Source organism: Scytonema sp. UIC 10036 (genome assembly GCF_009725235.1).
Genome location: NZ_WJFC01000040.1, coordinates 37400 through 57366, shown reverse-complemented (window position 1 = coordinate 57366; position 19967 = coordinate 37400). Strand labels below are relative to the sequence as shown.

The 19967-nt window shown below is 42.3% G+C and carries 23 protein-coding genes and 2 pseudogenes; 10 read left to right on the top strand and 15 right to left on the bottom strand.

Annotated features, from left to right (window positions below; genetic code table 11):
- Positions 1 to 441: 441 nt before the first annotated feature.
- A pseudogene (locus F7734_RS19985) lies at positions 442 to 1364 on the top strand (IS630 family transposase).
- 1 nt (position 1365) lies between these two features.
- Positions 1366 to 1524, top strand: a complete 159-nt coding sequence (locus F7734_RS19980; protein ID WP_155746315.1) for a hypothetical protein — start codon at positions 1366 to 1368, stop codon at positions 1522 to 1524.
- 71 nt (positions 1525 to 1595) lie between these two features.
- Here F7734_RS19980 and F7734_RS19975 read toward each other — a convergent pair whose 3' ends face one another.
- The 5 genes from F7734_RS19975 to F7734_RS19955 form a co-directional block, all read right to left on the bottom strand.
- The gene (locus tag F7734_RS19975; RefSeq protein WP_155746314.1) at positions 1596 to 1985 is read right to left on the bottom strand and encodes an SCO5389 family protein; all 390 of its coding nucleotides are present in this window, start codon (positions 1983 to 1985) and stop codon (positions 1596 to 1598) included.
- Between the two features lie 195 nt (positions 1986 to 2180).
- Positions 2181 to 2930 carry a metallophosphatase gene (locus F7734_RS19970; RefSeq protein WP_155746313.1) on the bottom strand — a complete coding sequence of 250 codons (750 nt, stop codon included), beginning with the start codon at positions 2928 to 2930 and terminating at the stop codon, positions 2181 to 2183.
- 48 nt (positions 2931 to 2978) lie between these two features.
- Positions 2979 to 3791: a metallophosphoesterase family protein gene (locus F7734_RS19965; RefSeq protein WP_166482014.1), complete on the bottom strand. Its 813-nt coding sequence runs from the start codon at positions 3789 to 3791 to the stop codon at positions 2979 to 2981.
- Positions 3788 to 4582 (bottom strand): GTP-binding protein, encoded by a 795-nt coding sequence (locus F7734_RS19960; RefSeq protein WP_155746312.1) that lies wholly within the window; start codon positions 4580 to 4582, stop codon positions 3788 to 3790. The genes F7734_RS19965 and F7734_RS19960 overlap by 4 nt, the downstream gene beginning before the upstream one ends.
- 314 nt (positions 4583 to 4896) lie before the next feature.
- Positions 4897 to 5079, bottom strand: a complete 183-nt coding sequence (locus tag F7734_RS19955) for a hypothetical protein (protein WP_155746311.1) — start codon at positions 5077 to 5079, stop codon at positions 4897 to 4899.
- A 492-nt stretch (positions 5080 to 5571) separates the two neighbouring features.
- Here F7734_RS19955 and hemB point away from each other — a divergent pair, with 492 nt between their 5' ends.
- The 4 genes from hemB to F7734_RS19935 all read left to right on the top strand — a co-directional run bounded on the left by hemB (position 5572) and on the right by F7734_RS19935 (position 9380).
- Positions 5572 to 6549 carry a porphobilinogen synthase gene (hemB, locus tag F7734_RS19950; protein WP_207714151.1) on the top strand — a complete coding sequence of 326 codons (978 nt, stop codon included), beginning with the start codon at positions 5572 to 5574 and terminating at the stop codon, positions 6547 to 6549.
- A gap of 58 nt (positions 6550 to 6607) precedes the next feature.
- Positions 6608 to 7729, top strand: a complete 1122-nt coding sequence (locus F7734_RS19945; RefSeq protein ID WP_347566241.1) for a metal ABC transporter substrate-binding protein — start codon at positions 6608 to 6610, stop codon at positions 7727 to 7729.
- A 14-nt stretch (positions 7730 to 7743) separates the two neighbouring features.
- Positions 7744 to 8508 (top strand): metal ABC transporter ATP-binding protein, encoded by a 765-nt coding sequence (locus F7734_RS19940; protein WP_155746309.1) that lies wholly within the window; start codon positions 7744 to 7746, stop codon positions 8506 to 8508.
- 68 nt (positions 8509 to 8576) lie between these two features.
- A complete protein-coding gene (locus F7734_RS19935; RefSeq protein ID WP_243146977.1) occupies positions 8577 to 9380 on the top strand; it encodes a metal ABC transporter permease in 804 nt (267 codons plus the stop codon).
- A gap of 119 nt (positions 9381 to 9499) precedes the next feature.
- Here the strand turns inward: F7734_RS19935 and hisI are convergent, their stop codons facing one another.
- The 7 genes and pseudogenes from hisI to F7734_RS19900 form a co-directional block, all read right to left on the bottom strand.
- Positions 9500 to 9850, bottom strand: coding sequence for a phosphoribosyl-AMP cyclohydrolase (hisI, locus tag F7734_RS19930; RefSeq protein WP_155746307.1), 351 nt, complete (start codon positions 9848 to 9850; stop codon positions 9500 to 9502).
- A 35-nt stretch (positions 9851 to 9885) separates the two neighbouring features.
- The gene (locus tag F7734_RS19925) at positions 9886 to 10596 is read right to left on the bottom strand and encodes a class I SAM-dependent methyltransferase (RefSeq protein WP_155746306.1); all 711 of its coding nucleotides are present in this window, start codon (positions 10594 to 10596) and stop codon (positions 9886 to 9888) included.
- 79 nt (positions 10597 to 10675) lie between these two features.
- Positions 10676 to 11323: a GTP cyclohydrolase I FolE gene (gene folE / locus F7734_RS19920; protein WP_155746305.1), complete on the bottom strand. Its 648-nt coding sequence runs from the start codon at positions 11321 to 11323 to the stop codon at positions 10676 to 10678.
- Positions 11324 to 11441: 118 nt separating this feature from the next.
- A complete protein-coding gene (locus tag F7734_RS19915; protein ID WP_155746304.1) occupies positions 11442 to 12491 on the bottom strand; it encodes a GTP-binding protein in 1050 nt (349 codons plus the stop codon).
- Between the two features lie 185 nt (positions 12492 to 12676).
- Positions 12677 to 14521 carry a threonine--tRNA ligase gene (gene thrS / locus F7734_RS19910; RefSeq protein WP_155746303.1) on the bottom strand — a complete coding sequence of 615 codons (1845 nt, stop codon included), beginning with the start codon at positions 14519 to 14521 and terminating at the stop codon, positions 12677 to 12679.
- 194 nt (positions 14522 to 14715) lie between these two features.
- Entirely contained in the window at positions 14716 to 14910 is a 195-nt protein-coding gene (locus F7734_RS19905; protein WP_155746302.1) for a hypothetical protein, read from the bottom strand.
- 19 nt (positions 14911 to 14929) lie between these two features.
- Positions 14930 to 15659, bottom strand: a pseudogene (locus F7734_RS19900) (transposase); the annotation flags it as partial.
- Positions 15660 to 16093: 434 nt separating this feature from the next.
- Between F7734_RS19900 and F7734_RS63630 the strand changes: the two are divergent.
- Genes F7734_RS63630 through F7734_RS19890 form a run of 3 tightly spaced genes read left to right on the top strand, consistent with a single transcriptional unit; the run spans position 16094 to position 17607 of the window.
- A complete protein-coding gene (locus tag F7734_RS63630) occupies positions 16094 to 16507 on the top strand; it encodes an ATP-binding cassette domain-containing protein (protein WP_279239740.1) in 414 nt (137 codons plus the stop codon).
- A complete protein-coding gene (locus F7734_RS63625; RefSeq protein ID WP_347566240.1) occupies positions 16485 to 17024 on the top strand; it encodes an oligopeptide/dipeptide ABC transporter ATP-binding protein in 540 nt (179 codons plus the stop codon). Before F7734_RS63630 ends, F7734_RS63625 begins: the two co-directional genes overlap by 23 nt.
- Positions 17011 to 17607, top strand: coding sequence for an ATP-binding cassette domain-containing protein (locus tag F7734_RS19890; protein WP_155746301.1), 597 nt, complete (start codon positions 17011 to 17013; stop codon positions 17605 to 17607). Before F7734_RS63625 ends, F7734_RS19890 begins: the two co-directional genes overlap by 14 nt.
- Here F7734_RS19890 and F7734_RS19885 read toward each other — a convergent pair.
- The 3 genes from F7734_RS19885 to F7734_RS19875 form a co-directional block, all read right to left on the bottom strand.
- Positions 17599 to 17811 (bottom strand): type II toxin-antitoxin system HicA family toxin, encoded by a 213-nt coding sequence (locus F7734_RS19885; RefSeq protein WP_155746300.1) that lies wholly within the window; start codon positions 17809 to 17811, stop codon positions 17599 to 17601. The genes F7734_RS19890 and F7734_RS19885 overlap by 9 nt on opposite strands.
- Positions 17804 to 18010, bottom strand: coding sequence for a type II toxin-antitoxin system HicB family antitoxin (locus tag F7734_RS19880; RefSeq protein ID WP_155746299.1), 207 nt, complete (start codon positions 18008 to 18010; stop codon positions 17804 to 17806). Before F7734_RS19880 ends, F7734_RS19885 begins: the two co-directional genes overlap by 8 nt.
- A 285-nt stretch (positions 18011 to 18295) precedes the next feature.
- The gene (locus F7734_RS19875) at positions 18296 to 18625 is read right to left on the bottom strand and encodes a hypothetical protein (protein WP_155746298.1); all 330 of its coding nucleotides are present in this window, start codon (positions 18623 to 18625) and stop codon (positions 18296 to 18298) included.
- A 289-nt stretch (positions 18626 to 18914) separates the two neighbouring features.
- Here F7734_RS19875 and F7734_RS19870 point away from each other — a divergent pair, with 289 nt between their 5' ends.
- Positions 18915 to 19907 carry an RNA ligase family protein gene (locus F7734_RS19870; RefSeq protein ID WP_155746297.1) on the top strand — a complete coding sequence of 331 codons (993 nt, stop codon included), beginning with the start codon at positions 18915 to 18917 and terminating at the stop codon, positions 19905 to 19907.
- Positions 19908 to 19967: the final 60 nt, after the last annotated feature.

The following is a 19967-nucleotide window of genomic DNA, read 5'->3' as shown; positions in this document are numbered from 1 at the left end:
AAATTTCCCTTGCTTATAGGGATATTTTCTATTTTACAGGTATCACATTGGATATAAATAATCAAAATTTTGAGCTAGAACTTTAGATGGAGGGGTAACAGATCAAAAGCAAGCATAGCAAGCAATCTAACAAAAATAAACAAACCCCTACCTAGCTTTTAACTAGGCAAGGTTTGAGCCATTAAACTCGTATAAATATACTGGTTATCGTTATATTAATACTAACGCTCCTGTGTGTCAATTAACCTCAGTGGAATAGCTTACATACCTTCACGTGCTTAATTTGAATATAATCTAAACAACTCCGCCATTTTAGAGAATGTAGGTACTTTTCCAAAATTTTATAGAAGTACATAAAAACTTAAGTAGGTCGGCGAGAAAAAACCAAACTATGTAAAGATAAATAAATACGGAAAATGTATCTACCGAGGTGACTAAAGTATGGGCGCTCGTTTAAGGGTATTTCTGACTCCTGAGCAAGACCGAACCCTATTAAACCTGAGAACTGGGTACACATCACAGAAAGTTAAAGACCGAGTAGAAGTAATCAGGTTAAATGCACATGGTTGGTACGCCCTTGAAAATAGCAGCTCACTTTAACTGGAGTCCACAAACAGTGAGAGAGGTTTTACATAAATGGGAAAAGCATGGTCTAGAAGGACTTTGGGATAAACCAGGTCGAGGGGGCAAACCGAAATACACAGAAGTTGACATAGTGTTTTTGGAAGAATGCCTGAAACAGGAACCGCGTACATACAACAGTCTTCAACTAACCCAAAAATTAGAAAGCGAGCCTCGCAAAGCGAGGAGCTTCGCTAACGCTCTATTAAACTGAGTCCCGACAGATTAAGACGGGTACTCAAAAAAAGGGGATCATTTGGAAACGAACTAGAAAAAGCCACAAAGCAAAACAAGACCCCGTAATACGGGAAAAAAAGCAAGCAGACTTAGATATGCTGGAATTAGCTGCGGCTGCCGGAGAAATAGACCTAAAATATTTGGATGAATCAGGGTTTTGTGCGTGGAGTGAGCCTAGTTACACCTACTACAAACGAGGTGAGCAAAAACATCTGGAACAAACCCAACGTCGTGGTCGCAGATTAAGTATTATTGGCTTTTTTCAACCTTTAATCAGTTTTATTTACGGTTTGGTGATTGGAGGTGTTAGTCGTAAATCTTACATCCAGATGATGGAGTTGGAAGCCCAAAATGCTCAAAATATAGGGCGCATTCGAGTCATAGTGCAGGATAACGGCCCAATACATCGATGTAAGCAGGTACAAAAATTATGGCCAAAGTGGGAACAAATGGGTTTGTACATCTTCTTTTTGCCAAAATATTGCTCGCAAATGAACAAGGGTTGAATTGGAATGGCAACACCTGAAAAAGGATGAACTGGCAGGAAAAATGTTTGATAACGAGCTAGAACTTGCCTATACCGTAATTGATGGTGTTCAAGCTAGAGGAGAAAGAGGAAACTACAGTACACAACGTGTTAAATTTAACTCCAATAGCTTTGCTTAACCTTTCGTTACATACTGATGAATTTTCCCGCAGACTTACTTATTTACCACTCAATCCTTCAACTCTCTTATTTAACAGTCTACTAATTCTGGCGTTTGGTTGAGAATTTGACTTTCAATTGAAATAAAATTTAGGTAAGCAGGAAAATCTAGATTTTCTGGTCGAAAAACAGCAAGGTTGTGGCAGTTTTGAAATGCTAATTTTACTTCAAAATAACGCTCAACCGCTCCACGGATTGCATCTCCACCTATCATCCTTAATAATTGCGATCTATGCTTTTCAGTTGGTGGTGCAACACAATGGTTAGCCCATTCTTCTCCTCTTGCTAGACGTTCTGCAAGACCTTCTACAATTCCCCAAGCGTAAGGTAATGATTCCCTGATAATGTCAACAAATTCTGCTTCATTGACTTTACCTACTTCGGCTTGAGCAACGAGATGCACACTAACGTTCAGTGACATTTTGTTTTCCTCGTGAGTATTTAGAGAGCGGCGTCGAACAAATTTCTGGGAACAATCATAATCCTTTTTATTTAAGCAATTGACTAGATTGTAAGAAAAAGTAATATTTAGTTTTTTTTGGCTATTTCATTAAAATAGCTTTTCATCTATGAGTAGTGAGTGTACTGAAAAGAAAGTGCAGATAGAGATTTAAACTTAATTTGAACTAGCTTTGATTTTGTCGCTCCCAAACCCCTTACTTATTCCATAGCGAACGCTTTTAAATTCTACTTGGTTTGTACCAGGGTCATAGAGGGTATAAGTAGCTTCTCCAAAAGTGCGTCCCACACTCCCTACACCAATAACTTGACGTGAGTTGATATTAATAGTATTGGAAGATTGGCGATCGAGAGTCGTTACTTCTGTCGTAATAGAACCCGATTGTAATTGATACTCAAAAGCCAAACCAGAACGACCACAAAACAAGTTGTTAGCTTGCATCCGTAACAACCTATCGAGCATTTGAATGGGAGGGGTTTCCGGAGTCAGTTCCTCGTCTACAGAAACTGTTGTACCGTGAATTAACAAACAATCTAACTCAAAAAAACCAAAATCAAGCGTCCTTATCCATTGTACGGTTTGACGGGAGACACAATCCCACAGTAACTTAACCGTTTCCCCTCCATATCTCGTCATTAACTCAGTTGGTTCCCCCGTTCCACTAAGACCGTGTAAAATCAAACACTGTTCCTCCCACCATCCCTTACAAATCAAAGGTTTTAATTCTCCCTTCCTCGGATAACACACCCGTTCCACCAGTTGTTCGCATTCCTTTGTGGGTCCCACCACATCACCGATAATATACAATGCCTCTATCCAACGACTTTGACGCTTAATATCTGCTATCACAGCCTCATAAGCCATCAAATTTCCCTCAATTCCACTCAAAATCGCCCACTTACTCATTATCCACCAACCACTAACCACTAACCACTAACCACTAACCACTAACCATTACCTTGTACAAACATGAGTTGGGTCATCCGCCCGTTCCGCAAACTCCAAAGAGTTCGCCAAACGCCAAGCAAAGATTGTCGGTAAACCCTTTTCAATAATTGCTGCACAAGTTTTCTGATAATCGTAAGAAACTTCCCGCAATATCACTTCTTCAGTATCCGTGTCATAAATAACATAAGTGGCATTTGGTCGCCCATGTCTGGGTTCTCCTACCGAACCAACATTGATAATTCGTTTTAAGGGTGCATGAAAACTCTGAACTTTTTCTTCCACACTTTTACTTTTGAGGCATACTTGTAAACTCCCTGCATTCAATGTACGAACATAAGGTATATGTGTATGACCACAAAACAGCACATCTGCTCCTGTAGAAAGGACTCGTTCTAGCGCCATGAAAGCGTCAAGTTCTGGTAACAAATATTCATGGTTGCTGTGTGGACTACCGTGAACAAATGCGAGGTTCCCTTCACGCAAACTGTGAGTCAGCTTTGCTAAGTATTCGCGATTTTCTGGATAAATTTCCTTATTCGTCCATTCATGAGCCAATTTTCCACGTTTTTCAGCCAGCAATGAAGGATAACTGCAATCGCAAGCATTCAATCCCTCAACAATATCTTCATCCCAACAACCAGCACAAGTTGGAATATCTAAAGAGCGAATTTGTGCCACGACTGCATTTGGGTAGGGACCATATCCCACCAAATCACCAAGACAGTAAATTTTCTCAGCTTTCTGTTTGTCGATATCGAGTAAAACAGCATCTAAGGCTTCATAATTACCATGAATACATGACATGACTGCTATTTTCACGCTTGGATCTCCTCAAGTAAAATTTGTTTGACTTGTTGTTGGTATTGGCGAATGGCAACTTCTGACAAACAACAATCTTCTAAAGTTTGATGCATTGCTGCTTCATCCAAGTTTTGCCCCAACACTTCTATCCCACTGAAACGCTTTGGTCTACCTTCTAAATAGCGCGGTAGGTTGAACTCCAGAAACTCCGTTGATGGTACACCTGAGACAAAATCAGCGTAAAGACTTCGTCCATCAGCCACTTCAAAAATTCCCTTCGCACGAGCAACTTTACCATAAGCGCCGTGAGTTATTTCATACCAAAACTCATGTAAACTATCTTCGTCAATGACTTCACCAGTAGTTAATACACGCCATAGATGAGTCGTGTCCGTATTGGTGTCAATAGCTGCACCTGGTAAAATTGCTTCTGCCCAGGAATACCAATCAGAATATTTAGGAGTCAATTGTGGTGGAAGGAGCGCAACTTTCCAATAAGGTAAATTATCTAAAACTTGAGCTACTACTCCTAATTGCAAATAAGACCCCAGTTCTATATAAACCGCATCTGCTTTGGGTAACTGGTTGAAAAAATCAACTTGTCGATCGTCCCCAAAGACTTTAATGTGAGGCAATTCTGCTTTTAGGTAAGTTTGGTCAATAGGAATATTTCCACTTCCAAGACAAAGATATAGTACCTCTTCACTAACGCGGTCATTTGCATCTGGAGTAGCTATGTGTTGATAGATCCAAGTTGTTTTTCCGACACCTGCTGGACCTGCAACAACAGTAATTCTAGGTGTAGTCATATTCAAACATAATTCGGAATTGAGAATTTATAATTCATCTGGGACTGGATGCCGTAAAGAAATAATCGTAGATTTCTATTCATTAATGAGTCTCAACCTCAAGGGTTTTCAGCGGTTTTTCTTATAAAAATGAGAAGGATTAACAGTATAGCATACTAAATTCGGTAATCAGAAGGCTTTGTTGAACAAAAATTTCTCACTAGCAAAAAGCGATCGCTTGGTGTAACAGTCAACTGTGCTAGAGCACCATAAGCTCGGTTGTTAGTGCTTGTTGATGAAATAATTGGGTTTTCTGGCGTCCCACCTGTAACGCTTTAGGCTCCAATAGCGTGGAAATGGTTATTGGTCGCCTCCTCGAATAGATGGGAAAATAGAAAAGTCAGGCGATTGTAATTGGGGTTTGCTATTGAAGTGCCACCTACAGATAAAAATTCACGTCCATCGCGTCCAACGTAATTGCCATTGCCATAATATGGGCGCAGGTATGACGAATCCACACCAGTTTCTCAGTGTTGTACTGGGTTAGGTTATCCTGGGACTTGGTTAAGGAACTGACCATATCAAAATATAATAATAATTTTTCTCATAGTAGCGTAAAATAAAGTTTGATGGTGCAATCTGGATCGAAAAAAGATAGGGCGCTAACGTTGTATGCTGCAACTAGTAAATTCAGTAGACCTAAAAGTTCTGCGATCGCCTATGGCGGGGCGTAGCCCATCTCCCACAGAAAGATGCGTATAAGATCGATCGTTGTCAAAAAAACCGTATTCTTAGATACATTTTTTGGAAAAACCCTTGAGCAATTCGCAATTAACTGCAAATACCCCACCAATGATGAAGAGTCAGTTTTTACAGTGGGTGCTGTAGAATAGGCGAATAATGACAATCCTTATTATACTATGAGCCTGACTGAAACCTCAACGCTTGCACCTCAAACTTCGCCAACAGAAATCGACCCCGCCGATTCTGGACACCAAGCCAAATCGACTATGCCAGCGATCGCCCATCGTCCTCGACGGTTGCGGCGAACCGAAACCCTGCGTCGTATGGTGCGAGAGCATATCTTGCGCGTAGAAGATTTGATTTATCCCCTGTTTGTCATGGAAGGGGAGAAGCAACAGGAATCAGTGCTATCAATGCCTGGTTGCTACCGTTACACGCTAGATTTGCTGCTGGATGAGGTGAAGCAGGCGTATGAGTTGGGAATTGGCGCGATCGCCCTGTTTCCCCTCATTCCCTATGACCAAAAAGATAATGCGGGGACCGAGAGCTATAACCCGGATGGCTTAATTCCTCGTGCGGTGCGAACCATCAAGCAAGCCGTACCCGATATTCTGGTTATTACCGATGTTGCCCTTGACCCTTACAGCAGTGAAGGGCATGACGGCATTGTGCAGGATGGCAAGATTCTCAACGATGAAACGGTTGCGGTGTTGGTGAAACAGGCGATCGTGCAGGCAGAAGCCGGAGCCGATTTCGTTGCCCCTTCGGACATGATGGATGGTCGAGTGGGCGCGATTCGTCAGGCACTAGATGCGGAAGGATGGATCGACGTGGGAATTCTTGCCTACTCCGCCAAATATGCGTCTGCTTATTACGGTCCGTTCCGGGATGCGCTGGATTCAGCCCCCAAGTTTGGCGACAAGAAAACCTATCAGATGGATGCTGCAAATGCGAGGGAAGCAATCAAAGAAGTAGATTTAGACATTGCAGAAGGGGCAGATATTGTCATGGTCAAACCTGCGCTGGCGTATCTGGATGTTATTTGCCAAATCAAACAGCATACAAATTTACCTGTCGCCGCCTACAACGTCAGTGGTGAGTACGCCATGATTAAAGCCGCTGCGGAACAGGGTTGGATTGATGAGAAAAAAGTGATTTTAGAGACGCTAACGAGCATGAAGCGAGCCGGTGCGGATTTGATTTTGACTTACTTTGCTAAAGATGTGGCGTTGATGTTGCGGTAAGGAGGGAGTAGTCCATCTACCTCATCACCCCATCACCCCTTCACTTTCCCAATTCGTTGTGAGAACCTTTCACATGATTCATTCAAAAACAAAATTACCGCCATCCAACAATCTCATTCGTCGGTTTTCCGTAGTGGTTGTATCCGCGATCGCCCTTAGTTTAGGCAGTTGTGCGGCAAATGCACCTTCGACCAGCTCAAATTCGCAGGCTCAATCGACGACCGCAGCAACAACGGATGAGTTGCAAGTGGTGACAACGTTTTTACCCATCACTCAGTTTACAAAAGCGGTGGCGGGCGATCGCGCCGAAGTGACACAGCTACTGCCAACCAATGTCGGTCCCCATGATTTTCAGGCAAGACCAGAGGATGCCCAAAAGCTGGCTAAAGCCGATGTGCTGGTGCAGAACGGGCTGGAGATGGAGGAATTTCTGGAGGATCTGGTCAAGAATGCGGGCAATGCTAATCTGAAAGTGATTGATTCGAGTCAGGGCGTGAAAACGATCGCCAGTGAGTCGATCGAGGGTCATGACCACGAGCATGGCGCAAATGAAAAAGCAGAAGCCGGACATGGACACGATCATGGAAAATACAATCCTCATATCTGGCTCGATCCCAAACGTGCCATTGAACAAGTTGAAAACATTCGAGATGGACTGATTGCGGCTGACCCTGGTGGAAAGGAAACCTACACGGCAAACGCAGCCGCTTATATCAAACAACTGCGAGATTTAGATGCTGAAATCACAAAAAAACTGCAACCCTATGCGGGTAAAACCTTTGTTGCCTTCCATGACTTTGCCCCCTACTTTGCCCAGAGCTATAACTTGAAAGCCAATTTCTTGGTAGATGTGCCGGAAGAAAATCCATCGCCGAATGATGTCAAACGGGTGACAGATGAAGTGAAGGAATCTAATCTCAAAGCGATTCTGACGGAACCTCAAGCTGGAGAAAATGCGTTTGCAGGGCTGGCAAAGGATCTAAATGTCAAGATCGGCACCTTTAATCCGATTGAAACTGGTGGTTCCGAAGCCCTGGAACCGAACTATTACATCACAACCATGCGTCAGAACGTGCAGAGTTTAGTCACTGCTTTAGGTGGTTCAACCCAATCTGTGTTGCCCATCTGGATGCCTCAGCCTGTTGCAGTAGTGCCACAGCGAGTTGGGTTCAGGTTTTAGGAGGGCTTTTTGACTTGAAAGAAGTTGTACTTGCAGTTGAGCAACTCACGATTACCCGTGAAACCTACGCGGCGGTGCAGGATGTTTCCTTTTCCCTGGAGGCAGGCACCGATACGGCGATCGTTGGCCCGAATGGGGCAGGCAAAAGTACGCTGGTGCAAGCCATTCTGGGTATTCTGCCGCGTCTTACTGGGAACGTTTTCATTCTGGGGCAACCGTTGAGCCGCAAAGGTTCACTCGCGCCACAGATCCGTCAACAGATTGCCTACCTGCCACAAAACTTCCTATTTGATCGCCGTATCCCGATGACGGTGGAAGAACTGGTCGGTTTGGGCTGGGACAGGCTAGGATTTCAACTGCCTTGGGCAAACAGTAGAAAACGTCGTCATGCCGTTCGAGATGCTTTAGCCAAGGTAGATGCACTCCATCTTAGACAGCAACCGATCGGTGGGCTTTCTGGAGGTGAAACGAAGCGGGTGTTGCTGGCATATTGCCTGGTTTACCCACGTCGATTGTTGATTCTAGATGAAGCTCCGGCAGGATTGGATATGCGCGGTGAAACTGAGTTTTATCAATTGCTCTATCAACTTAAGCTTGAGCAAGGCTGGACAATTTTGCAAATCTCTCACGATCTAAATATGGTGCGGCGGCATTGCGATCGCGTTCTGTGTCTCAATCGCACTTTACTTTGTCAGGGAACCCCAGAAGTTGCCCTTTCTCCCGACAATCTTTCTGCTGCCTATGGCTCTGAATTCGTTCGCTATCACCATCACTGTTAGCCCTTACTCCCCACTCCCTTATGCCGACTGAACTCACCCGCATCCTCGAATTATTCCAATATCCCTTCATGCAACGCGCCATGCTCGGCGGCATTCTCACCGGATTGATGGGGGGAATGCTGGGCAGTTTTACAATCTTGCGCCAGTTGTCTTTCTTCAGCGATGCGTTGGGTCACTCTGCATTGTTAGGCATTAGCATCGGCTTGCTCCTGGGGTTAAATCCCTCGGTGGTATTGCTCCCTTTTGCGGTTGTATTTGCTTTGGTCGTGACGTACCTGCTGGAACGGACTCGCTTGTGGACGGATGCTTTACTCAACATCATTTATTCCTCGTCATTGGCGATCGCCATTATTATGCTCAGTTTTGTGGGACAGTACAAAGGGGGACTGAATAATCTTTTGTTTGGCGATATTCTGGCAGTGCAAGAACCGGATTTAGTCTTTAGTACGGGGTTGTTGCTGGTTTGTACCCTCTTTATTATGCTCACGTTGCGATCGCAAATGTTGTTGACGCTGCATGAACCACTGGCGATCGCTCGTGGTGTGTCGGTTTCGGCTCATCGCGCAGCGTTTATTGTGCTGCTGTCGCTGGTGGTGGGAATTTCGATTAAGGCGATCGGGGTATTACTGGTGAGTGCGTTTGTGGTGATTCCTGCCTGTGCCGCCCGGTTGCTGAGTCGTACATTTGCCAACTACGTCGTGCTATCGGCGGGGCTAGGGGCGTTGAGTGCGGTGATTGGAATACTCTTTTCTGCGGGGTTCAATTTGCCATCAGGTCCTAGTATTGTAGCAACCCAATTGGCGATTTTTCTAACGGCAATGGCATTACCTCGATTGGGTGTCTTAGGACAGGGGCGAACGCGCAATGTCTAACTCTAATGTTTGGTACAGACATAAAATGTAATAATAATCATTTTTATCTAATTGAGAATAAGGTTCTTTGCAACGTGTGAGGGTGTTGTAAATTGTCAGAGTCATAATCAATTCAAAAATTAAGATTGAGGATAAATTTGCACAGCATTAAAAAAACAACTTCTCGCGCCAGTGTGACAAGCAATCTCACCAATTTGGTCAACTTTTAGCAAGATGGTATCTCCGTCACAGTCGTAAAAAAGCTCTTTTACTTTTTGAATATGTCCAGATGTTGCGCCTTTATGCCATAATTGGGAACGCGAACGACTCAAATAATGAGCTTCCCCTGTGGATAATGTTTTTTGAATTGATTCCGAGTTCATCCAAGCCATCATCAAAACAGTACCATCGCGGTAATCTTGCGCTATGGCAGGAATTAAATCTCGCTCGTTAAACTTAAGTTTTTCAACCCACAATAAATTTTGATTCATTAGCGTTTACTACAGATAATTAAACTTCTGGAACATTAAGTATTTTTTGTTGCTATCCAACCTCTGAACCAGAGGGCTGTGAAAAATCGATTAATCTTGCTAAAATTTGCTTCTTGTAATAGTTCAATCGTTCTTTCCTCAGAGATACAATCGAGATGTACGACTTTGCTTGCTGTTTCCTCTACTATTTCTGGCGACATTCCTAAGTTACGTGCGTGATATTTGTAAGCTTTTAGGAAATCGTTAAACCTTTCTGAGCCTTTCTCCTCACACAAATCAACCAGAATAAATTTAGCTCCTGGTTTGAGACGTTGCGAAATACTTTGAAGTAGTGACAGTTTTGCTCCGTCATCAGGGAGAAAGTGCATAGCAAGAATGCAAGTTGCTGCATCATACAGGGGAGTGAGAGGCAGTTCATGGGTTAACCCCTGGTGGAGCTTGACCCGGTTTGTTAACCCTTGTTTGGCTACTTTTTCTTGGGCGGTTGCCAGCATTTTTGCCCAAGGGTCAACGCCTGTAAAAAGCCAGTGCGATCGCGCTTGACCAAAAGTTATGAGTTCCATACCGCCGCCAGCTGCCACAATTAGTAGATGAGCCTGCTCTGGCACACTTGCATCCAAGAGCGCAACTGCCATATTGAATATCGACTCATAACCGGGCACAAAACTACGTGCTGCTACGGCATAATCTATCGTTTGGAATGTTGGATTTGAGTCAAAATCAAAGCGGCTCTGCTCTTTATTCATATTGAAATTGCCTTTTATCTTGAAGGTAGTGCAAGGCAATGACAACTCTTGCTACCATTGCCCAGGTTTGATAAAGTTACTAAAACTTAGCGTTGTGCCGGATCAAGTTCATAAACTCCTCACGAGTTCGTGCGTCTTCTGCAAACACACCGCGCATTGCACTAGTGACAGTCCAAGAACCTGGTTTTTGCACGCCTCGCATCACCATACACATATGAGTTGCTTCTATGACCACTGCAACCCCTTGGGGTTTGAGTAAACCTTGCAGCGCATCAGCAATTTGTAGAGTGAGACGTTCTTGCACTTGCAACCGTCGGGCATACATTTCACAAATGCGGGCAATTTTTGATAATCCTATCACCTTACCATTTGGAATGTAAGCAACATGAGCGCGACCAATAATTGGCAGAATATGATGCTCGCAGGAACTAAAAATATCGATATCCCTGACTAACACCATTTCATTGGCATCTTCTGTAAAGACTGCTCCATTTAGCAGATCGTCTAAAGATTCATAATATCCTTTTGTCAAAAATTGTAAAGCTTTGACAACTCGTTTGGGAGTATCTTTCAATCCTTCTCTATCTGGATTTTCTCCTAATCCAATAAGCAAAGTACGCACAGCCTGCATCATTTCGGCTTCTGTTACAGTTGGCAACTGCTGAGTAGATAGAGATGGCAACATCTGAGCAGCAGAATTTGTATCGGGACGAATCGATAGAGTCATTTTCTTGGTTCAATTGGAGGAAATTATGATTTAGTTAATAGTCAAGAGCTATAATTCAATTGGAGAATAATGAATTATAACTATTAACTCAGTTGAGCGATCGCTTAACACTACTTAATCATACCAAACATTTGTTAAGCTGCAAGTAAATTTGACCGATATCTAACTTTCTTCCAATAAAAACTACTTGATTTTTAGGTGGAGTAAGCCATCCATCAGCGTGTAAGTTGTAACGAAGACCGCTCATTTGAAAAATATTATGACGTAAGTCACTATCACTAAACCACAAAATCCCCTTAGCTCGAAAGACCTCTTGTGGCATTTCTTCGGTGAGAAAACTTTCAAATTTATGAACATCAAATGGTCTATCAGCTTGGAAAGATATTGAAATAAATCCATCATTTTCTAAATGATGGGAGTGATGTTCGTGATGCTCATGTTCGTGATGATGCTCGTGGTCATGGTCATGATGGTGTTCGTGCTCGTGAGTATCTTCAGCAATATTGGCAGTATACTCATCTGTTGGAGTTAACCCTACACCTAGAATTAATGGTAATGCTACCTCCCCATATTTGGTGTGCAGAATTTTCGCCCCAAATTTTACATCATTGATAAAATTTTCTACTTCTTCTAGTTTTTCTGGAGTTACGAGGTCTGTTTTATTTAAAAGAATAATATCTCCATAAATAATTTGTTTTAAAGCAGCTTCACTATCGAAATGATTCGAGTCAAATCCCTCTGAGTCTACCACTGTGATAATAGAGTCGAGGTTTGTTAAATACTTTAGTTCTGTGCCAAGAAACGTTAAAATAATCGGTAGGGTATCGGCAACACCAGTCGTTTCAATTACCAGATAATCAATGGGTTCTTCTCGTTCTAAAACCCGATAAACTGCATCAACTAGACTATCATTTATTGTGCAGCATATACAGCCATTGCTGAGTTCTACCATATCTTGCTCTAGAGAAATTAACAATTGGCTATCGATATTAATATCACCAAACTCATTCACAAGTACGGCGACTTTTAAATCTTGTTTATTTTTGAGAATTTGATTGAGCAGTGTAGTTTTCCCACTTCCTAAAAATCCAGTGATAATGGTAACAGGCATTCCTAGTTTGGGAAGATCGAGACTTGAGTTTGAAGTTGATGCTGTTAGTTGAGCCATAATCAATTCACACTTCTAGAAATTTCAAAATTGTTAGTGGTTAGTGGTTAGTGGTTAGTGGTTAGTAGTTGTTTTTAGCCACTAACCACTTTTTATCTCCCCATCTCCATAGGGTGGGGGTGGAATCCGTGTTAGAATCCCTACTAGACGTAGTAATAAATTTTTGTTTTTGTCTGTGATTGTGTTTAAATGACTGTTTTGGAGTCTATAGCTGCTTGTAACTGATGCAGAAGTTCATCGAGCTTTAGGACGCCTAAATCGCCGGACTGTCTAGTTCTCACACTTAAATTTTGATTCTCCACCTCTTTTTTACCCACGACAGCAACAACTGGAACTTTTTCTAACTCGGCTGTGCGAATTTGCTTGCCCAAACGCTCACCGCTACTATCTACTTCTACCTTAATACCAGCTTTTTTTAAAGAAATTGCCACTGATTCTGCATACTCCCGAAATTCATCGCTTACAGGTAATAGGCGCAGTTGCACTGGTGCTAACCATAAGGGAAAATTACCAGCATAATTCTCAATCAAAATCCCAAAAAAGCGTTCCAAAGAGCCAAAAATAGCTCGATGAATCATAATTGGGCGCTGGCGACTCCCATCAGGGGCAATATATTCCATATCAAACCGTTCTGGTAAATTAAAATCTACTTGAATAGTGGAACATTGCCAGAGACGACCAATAGCATCTTGAATTTTGATGTCAATTTTGGGACCATAGAAAGCACCACCACCTTCATCGACAATATAATTCCAACCTTTTGCATTCAAAGCTTGACTTAATGCTGAAGTTGCTAACTCCCATACTTCATCACTCCCTACTGATTTACCAGGACGGGTAGAAAGATTTACTTCATAATTTTTAAAGCCAAAATCTGACAAAATCTGCTCTGTGAGATTTAAAACTCCTAAGATTTCATCTGCAATTTGGTTGGGTAAACAGAAGATGTGAGCGTCATCTTGGGTAAATCCTCTGACTCTCATCAAACCATGTAGCGCCCCAGAACGTTCAAAACGATAAACTGTTCCTAATTCTGCCCATCTCAAGGGGAATTCTCGATAGGAATGTAGTTGATGCTTGTATGTTAATACATGAAATGGACAATTCATCGGCTTGATTTGATAAGCCTGATTTTCCACCTCCATTGAGTCAAACATATTCTCTTGATAAAAGTCAAAATGACCTGATGTTTTCCATAATTCGAGGTTTGCGATGTGAGGTGTGTAGAGTAATTGATAACCAGATTCTAGATGCGCTTGACGCCAATAATCTTCAATAATATAGCGAATGCTTGCTCCTTTCGGATGCCAAAATACTAACCCACCTCCAGCATCTTCTTGAATGCTGAACAAGTTGAGTTCTTGCCCTAACTTTCTGTGGTCGCGGCGTAAGGCTTCTTCTCTCTGTTTCAGGTAAGCAAGTAGTTCTTCTTTTGTTTCCCATGCTGTGCCATAAATGCGTTGCAGTTGGGGTTTGGTTTCATCTCCTTGCCAATAAGCACCAGCAACATTCAACAATTTAAAGGCATCAGGTTGGATTTCTCCAGTAAAGTTAACGTGTGGTCCCGCGCACAAGTCCCACCAATAGTCACTTGCTGGTTGAATATCTGTGACGAACAATGAAGATTCCGGTTTACCAGTATCGGGACTGCCAATAAAATAGCGGGTGATTGTCTCCTTTGGTGGAATATGTTCTAATATTTCTAATTTTAATGGTTCGTTCAACTCGGCAATTTCGGTACGAATTTCCTCTCGTTGTACCTCCTCGCGGATGATAGGCAAGTTCGCTTTGATTATCCACCACATTTGGTTCTCAATTTTGTCCAAGTCGTCTGTAGTGATGCTGACTGGACAATCAAAGTCGTAGTAAAACCCATTTTCTGTGACCGGACCAGTTGCTAGTTTAGTCCCTGGAAATAGCTTTTGCACTGCCATTGCCATGATATGAGCGCATGTGTGACGAATCCGCACGAGTTTTTCGCTGTCGTGCTGGCTTAAGTTGTCCTGGGACTGGGTTAAGGAACTGACCATATCTACAGTATAATGACAATCGTTACTATGATAGCGGAAAATTTGTTGCTCTAGCTAGCAATCCTTCCGATGAGGTGATTACCTGATTTTACGTGTTTAGAGCGATCGCTCCTTGAGAGGAACTGAAGACAAGGGGAGAAGATTGATATTCTCAGGATTAATCACTTCTCCCAGCTTTTGCACTCCGGTGAGCACTAATCCTTAGTACGCAAACATTTACTTTCTACGCCATTGCATATGTTTCCATACTTTGGACAACCAGTACAGTAAGTTTCTCTTTGCACTGCAGCACGACAGGCTTGACAAATAAAGTTGTAAATCCTGGTATGAATAATGCGTTTATGCGCTCTGACTTTATATTCTCGAACGTAAATCTTTTTACTGGGCATAATCAATACCTTCGCCAATTTACGAGGGTTGAACTTCTGTAGAAAGCGGATGAATGCGACCCAAGGAGGTAAGCTTGGCAAAAATCTGGGTTAATAAAATAGGCTCTGGTTTAACAGTCAGCATTTTTAACATTGCCTGGACATATTGAAAACCACGATAGAAAGCCTTAAGGTCAACAATCCCAGAGCCGGGATGACTGGAACGAAATTGAGTTAGGAGACCATAAGATAAGTTGACCATAAATAAGGCTCATGTTAGCAGCATTAGTCACCGGAATTTGGTTTAGGTTCATAAAATCCTCCAAGCCCCAAAACTGCTTAGCGTCTCGGAAATTAAATTCTATTTGAAAACGGAGACTGTAGTAGTCTATGATTTTGTTATAATCCAATTCTAAGTGACTAGAAAATAGAATGACATGGCTACGAGCATGGGTTGTGAGATTAGTTTTTACTAAAATAACTACATTGAGATATTGGGCAAATTCTTTATGAAGTAAATTCGCTTGATAAATATCCGTTTGAAGACCTGACTCAACACGACTTTGACGCAAATATTGTTGAGGAAGATGACGGTAATCAATTTTCTCACCGTATTTACGACGAGAACGCTTGTTGGAGTCAGTTTTCTGATAGGGGATGTATAATGCCGAATCGTGGCGTAGCTTGGAAATTAGGTGCAAATTAACAGAGCGAGTCATTTGCAAGGCATTATTGTTACCAAAATGACCATCTAGTACTAAGTAAGTTAAAGTTTATTCAGTACTACCTTACTCTCTGTGCCAAAGCGATCGCCTGTATAACACGCACCACATTTACACAAATCCTGCTATCGCTAAATACATAAAACTCACTCAATTCACTCACCCTACTCACCCACAACACGACAATTGCCTCCTTTTCACACTTGCACAAAGCTTAACCAACAACTCTCAGCCAATGCCAAAGCCGAATAGATTACACCCATACAATTTCTGGCAACCCTCGCTACATAGACTTTATCGGATGTGTTTCTTGAGAGTTAACCTCTCTTTACTACCACTACCTCTCTTCAAAATTGACAAAGGTATTGTAAATTGGGAAGAATTATCTTCCTGGTTTTATCGCTTTTAAGAAGTGTATAATCATCCAGTGGATGACGTCAGCTCAGAAAAGCGCTTGTACACCATTGTCGATGTGAAAGCGAATGTTATCAGTTCAAAACTTAAGCGTTACCTTTACCATGTATGAAGTGGGCTTGGCTCAAAAGCAACTCACTACGATAGTCGATCTCGATTTAGAGGTCAATGCAGGTGAAGTTGTAGCAGTGGTAGGCTCTAGTGGTTCTGGAAAAAGTTTGCTAGCTCATGCTGTCTTGGGAGTTTTGCCTCATAATGCACGGGTAAGCGGCACAATGTTATTCAAAGGTGAACCACTCACACTGGAACGTCAAGCAACGCTGCGTGGAAAGGAAATTGCTTTGATTCCGCAGTCTGTCAGTTACCTTGACCCCTTAATGTCAGTAGGCACCCAAGTGCTTAGAGCTGCTCAATTAAGTGGGGTATCTACAGCTAATGGTGTGACGGTCTGTCGAGCGCGTGTTCTCTCGCTACGGGCTTGACTCTGAAGTCAAACACCGCTACCCATTTCAAATCTCAGGAGGAATGGCAAGGCGAGTTTTGGTAGCAACAGCAGCGATAGGAAAAGCCGATTTAGTCATTGCTGATGAACCAACCTCCAGTCTTAACCCCGAACTCATTGCAGAGACGCTTAACCATTTGCGGGAACTAGCAACAGCAGGAAAAGGCGTTATTTTGATTACCCACGACTTGGAAGCCGCTTTACAAATTGCTAATAAGATAGCAGTTTTTTATGCAGGCACTACTGTGGAAATTACTTATAGAGATAATTTTACTCAAGGCAACCTGCATCATCCTTACACTCAGGCTCTGTGGCGAAGTCTTCCACAAAATGATTTCATTCCAGTACCGGGCGCACAGCCAAACCCCGACGCACTTCCAACAGGGTGTTTGTTTGGCGATCGCTGCTCCCGTGTAACAGATGATTGTCTCAAAGCAAGACCTCAACTTCGTCAAATACAATATGCTTTTGTGAGGTGTATCCATGCTGAAGGGTGAACAGTTATCGTTTCGCTATGAACGAAACAAGCCTTGGATATTTCGGGACTTTAGTATAGAAGTCTCTTCTGGTGAAATTTTGGGTTTAAGTGGAGCAAGTGGTCTTGGCAAAACAACTTTGGGTAAGATTCTAGCAGGGTATATCCAACCTACAAAGGGTCATGTCACTGTAGAGGAGCAGCCTTTACCTCGCAGAGGCTACTTTCCCGTGCAACTGATTTTCCAAAATCCTGAACTGGCTATGAATCCCCGGTGGCGGATTGGAAAGATTCTTCAAGAAGGACAGGCTCCATCACCAGAATTGCTCCAAGCACTCAGCATTCACCCTAGTTGGCTCAATCGTTTTCCCCATGAATTAAGTGGCGGTGAACTCCAGCGAGTAGCCGTTGCTCGTTCTTTAGGATTGCGAACTCGCTACCTGATTGCTGACGAAATGACTGCTATGCTAGATGCAAATACCCAAGCACTGATTTGGCGTGCAGTTATTGACTACGCACGTCAAATTGGTATTGGTATTTTAGTTATCAGTCACGATAATCCTTTGCTGAAGCGCCTGTGTCACCGGATACTCACGTTACAGTAACTCGACAAATTGTTCAATTGTCAGACCCGCATCTCGAACAATAATGCCCATTGTATAAGCATTAATGGGGTCATGTCTGGGAATAACAATTACCGTTTCACCATTACTCATGATTATGTGTTTACTTTGTCTCACTACTTGGAAACCGGCTTTCTCAAAAGCTTTGACTGCTCTTTGATGTGCAATACCAGGTAGTTTAGGCAACGCCAACCTCCAGATCCACGTAATATGATTCTCCTTCCTGGTTCAGTTCCTCAACAACTTCCAAGTACTCTTGAATTGCAATCTTAATATTTTCTAAAGCCTCTGCCTCCGTTTCACCTTGAGAACAACATCCACGCAAGGCTGGACACCAAACAGCGTATCCTTCTTCAGTTTTAAGCAATTTAACGAGATACCGCATGGGGCTTTTGACTACTTTTATAACTAAAACTATTCCATAACACTCCTATTTGATTTTTGAAATACACGTAGGTAGGGCTACAGCCCACCCTACAGTACTGAGATTTTTTCACAAATTAGATAGGATTGCTATGTTTTACTGTCCTTAATTTTAACGTGAGTTCGATAGACCTCCCTCTCCTAGGAGGAGAGGGGTTTGGGGTGAGGTCTGTTTTGGCTTCGTCGAACTCACGTTAATTTTAAGATGCGCTACTCAAAACCTGGGCAAACTTAGGGATTTACGCCCTTAAGGACAGGAGAACTGATAGCGCAAGGTTTTTGACGGATCTGAGGGGTCATCTGACCTACAAGGTATCATTGTTTGCCGTAGCTTGCCCTGTAATCGACAGTTAGTCGATGCCTGTTTGTCGGAACCAACATTCGATAACAGATGATCGCTCTGGTCATCCACTATGGATATGTAGGTATTTCTATTATACACGCCATCTTTTTTGGATTCCAGAAATTTCCCATGCATCCTGAAGAATGCTGAATTATTTGGCGAACTGTCGCACCCGATCGCTCCACTTAAGAGAGAAGATACTTTTGTATGGTGAAAAAAAGTGCTGCTTGACATTCATGTAGTATGTGTATTATAAAAATATTGTACTGCATCATATCAAATCCGCTATGCGAACGAGGTATTGTACCACTTTACGCTCGCTTAACTAAAGTTTTGGATTCCTATTTAATCTTTGAAATATTACGTAGGTAAGCCACCCTCATGCGCGTCTTTGAGGCGATTTTGTATCCTTAATCCTTTATCCTTCATCCTTATTTAAAGCTGTGGATAATTCCCAGTGATATTTCATTGTGCCATATAAAAAACTATTTCAAAATATGATGCTTATGTAAAGAGGTAAGTTATGAGCATATTTAAAGTTGAAGTTGTTGAAATCAAGAGTGTGACTCCTCACCCCAACGCTGATAGACTTGATATTATAACTTTGGAAGCAATGGCATATCAAGTTATTAGCGCAAAAGGAAACTTTAAACCTAGAGATTTTGCCTTTTACTTCCCTATTGATAGTGTTATACCAGAAGAACATCTTGATAAATTTGGAATTCGTCCTTACTACTCCAAAAAACTTCGTGCAGCTAAACTAAGGGGCATTTTTTCTGAAGGCTTGCTCATTCCTGTAGGGGAGAATTTTACAGGCAATACTGGGGATGATTATACCGAACATTTCGGTGTTACTAAATATGAATACCCAATTCCTCAAGGAATGCGTGGGGAAATGGAGAGTCATATCGGGCATTATAAATTTCCCAGCCCAGAACATCTCAAGCGCTACAAAGACATATTGATTGAAGGCGAGGAAGTAGTCGTCACGGAAAAGCTACACGGAACTAACTTCACAGTATTAGTAGATGCTGATGGCAATACTCGTATTGGTAGCCATAACTACTTTTGGAAAAATCATGAGGTTAATAAAAATCTCGTTTATATTCGTGCTTACTACGAGAATCTTGCTTTACACAAACTTCCACCTCTAACTCAAGTTTTTGGAGAAATCTATGGTGTGCAAGATATTAAATACGGTTTACCAAATGGCAAAATAGGGCTAGCTTTATTTGCTGTGTGTCAGGACAAGCAGTTTCTCAATTACAGCGATTTTGTTGCTTTTTGTGAAGAATTTTCTTTACCAAGAGTCCCTGTGCTTTATACGGGTGCTTACAGTTGGGAGGTGGTGTCACAATTTAACAATGCCAATAGTACACTCAGCCCAGACTGTATAATGGAAGGTGTTGTTGTGCAACCTACTGTTGAAAGACACCATCCTGAAATAGGTAGGGTTGTGCTGAAATTGATTAGTGACAGATATTTACTTCGCAATGAAGGAACAGAATTACATTAATCAGGATAAAGTATGAAGAGGAATGGTAGGTTGGGTTGAGCGACAGCGAAACCCAACAAA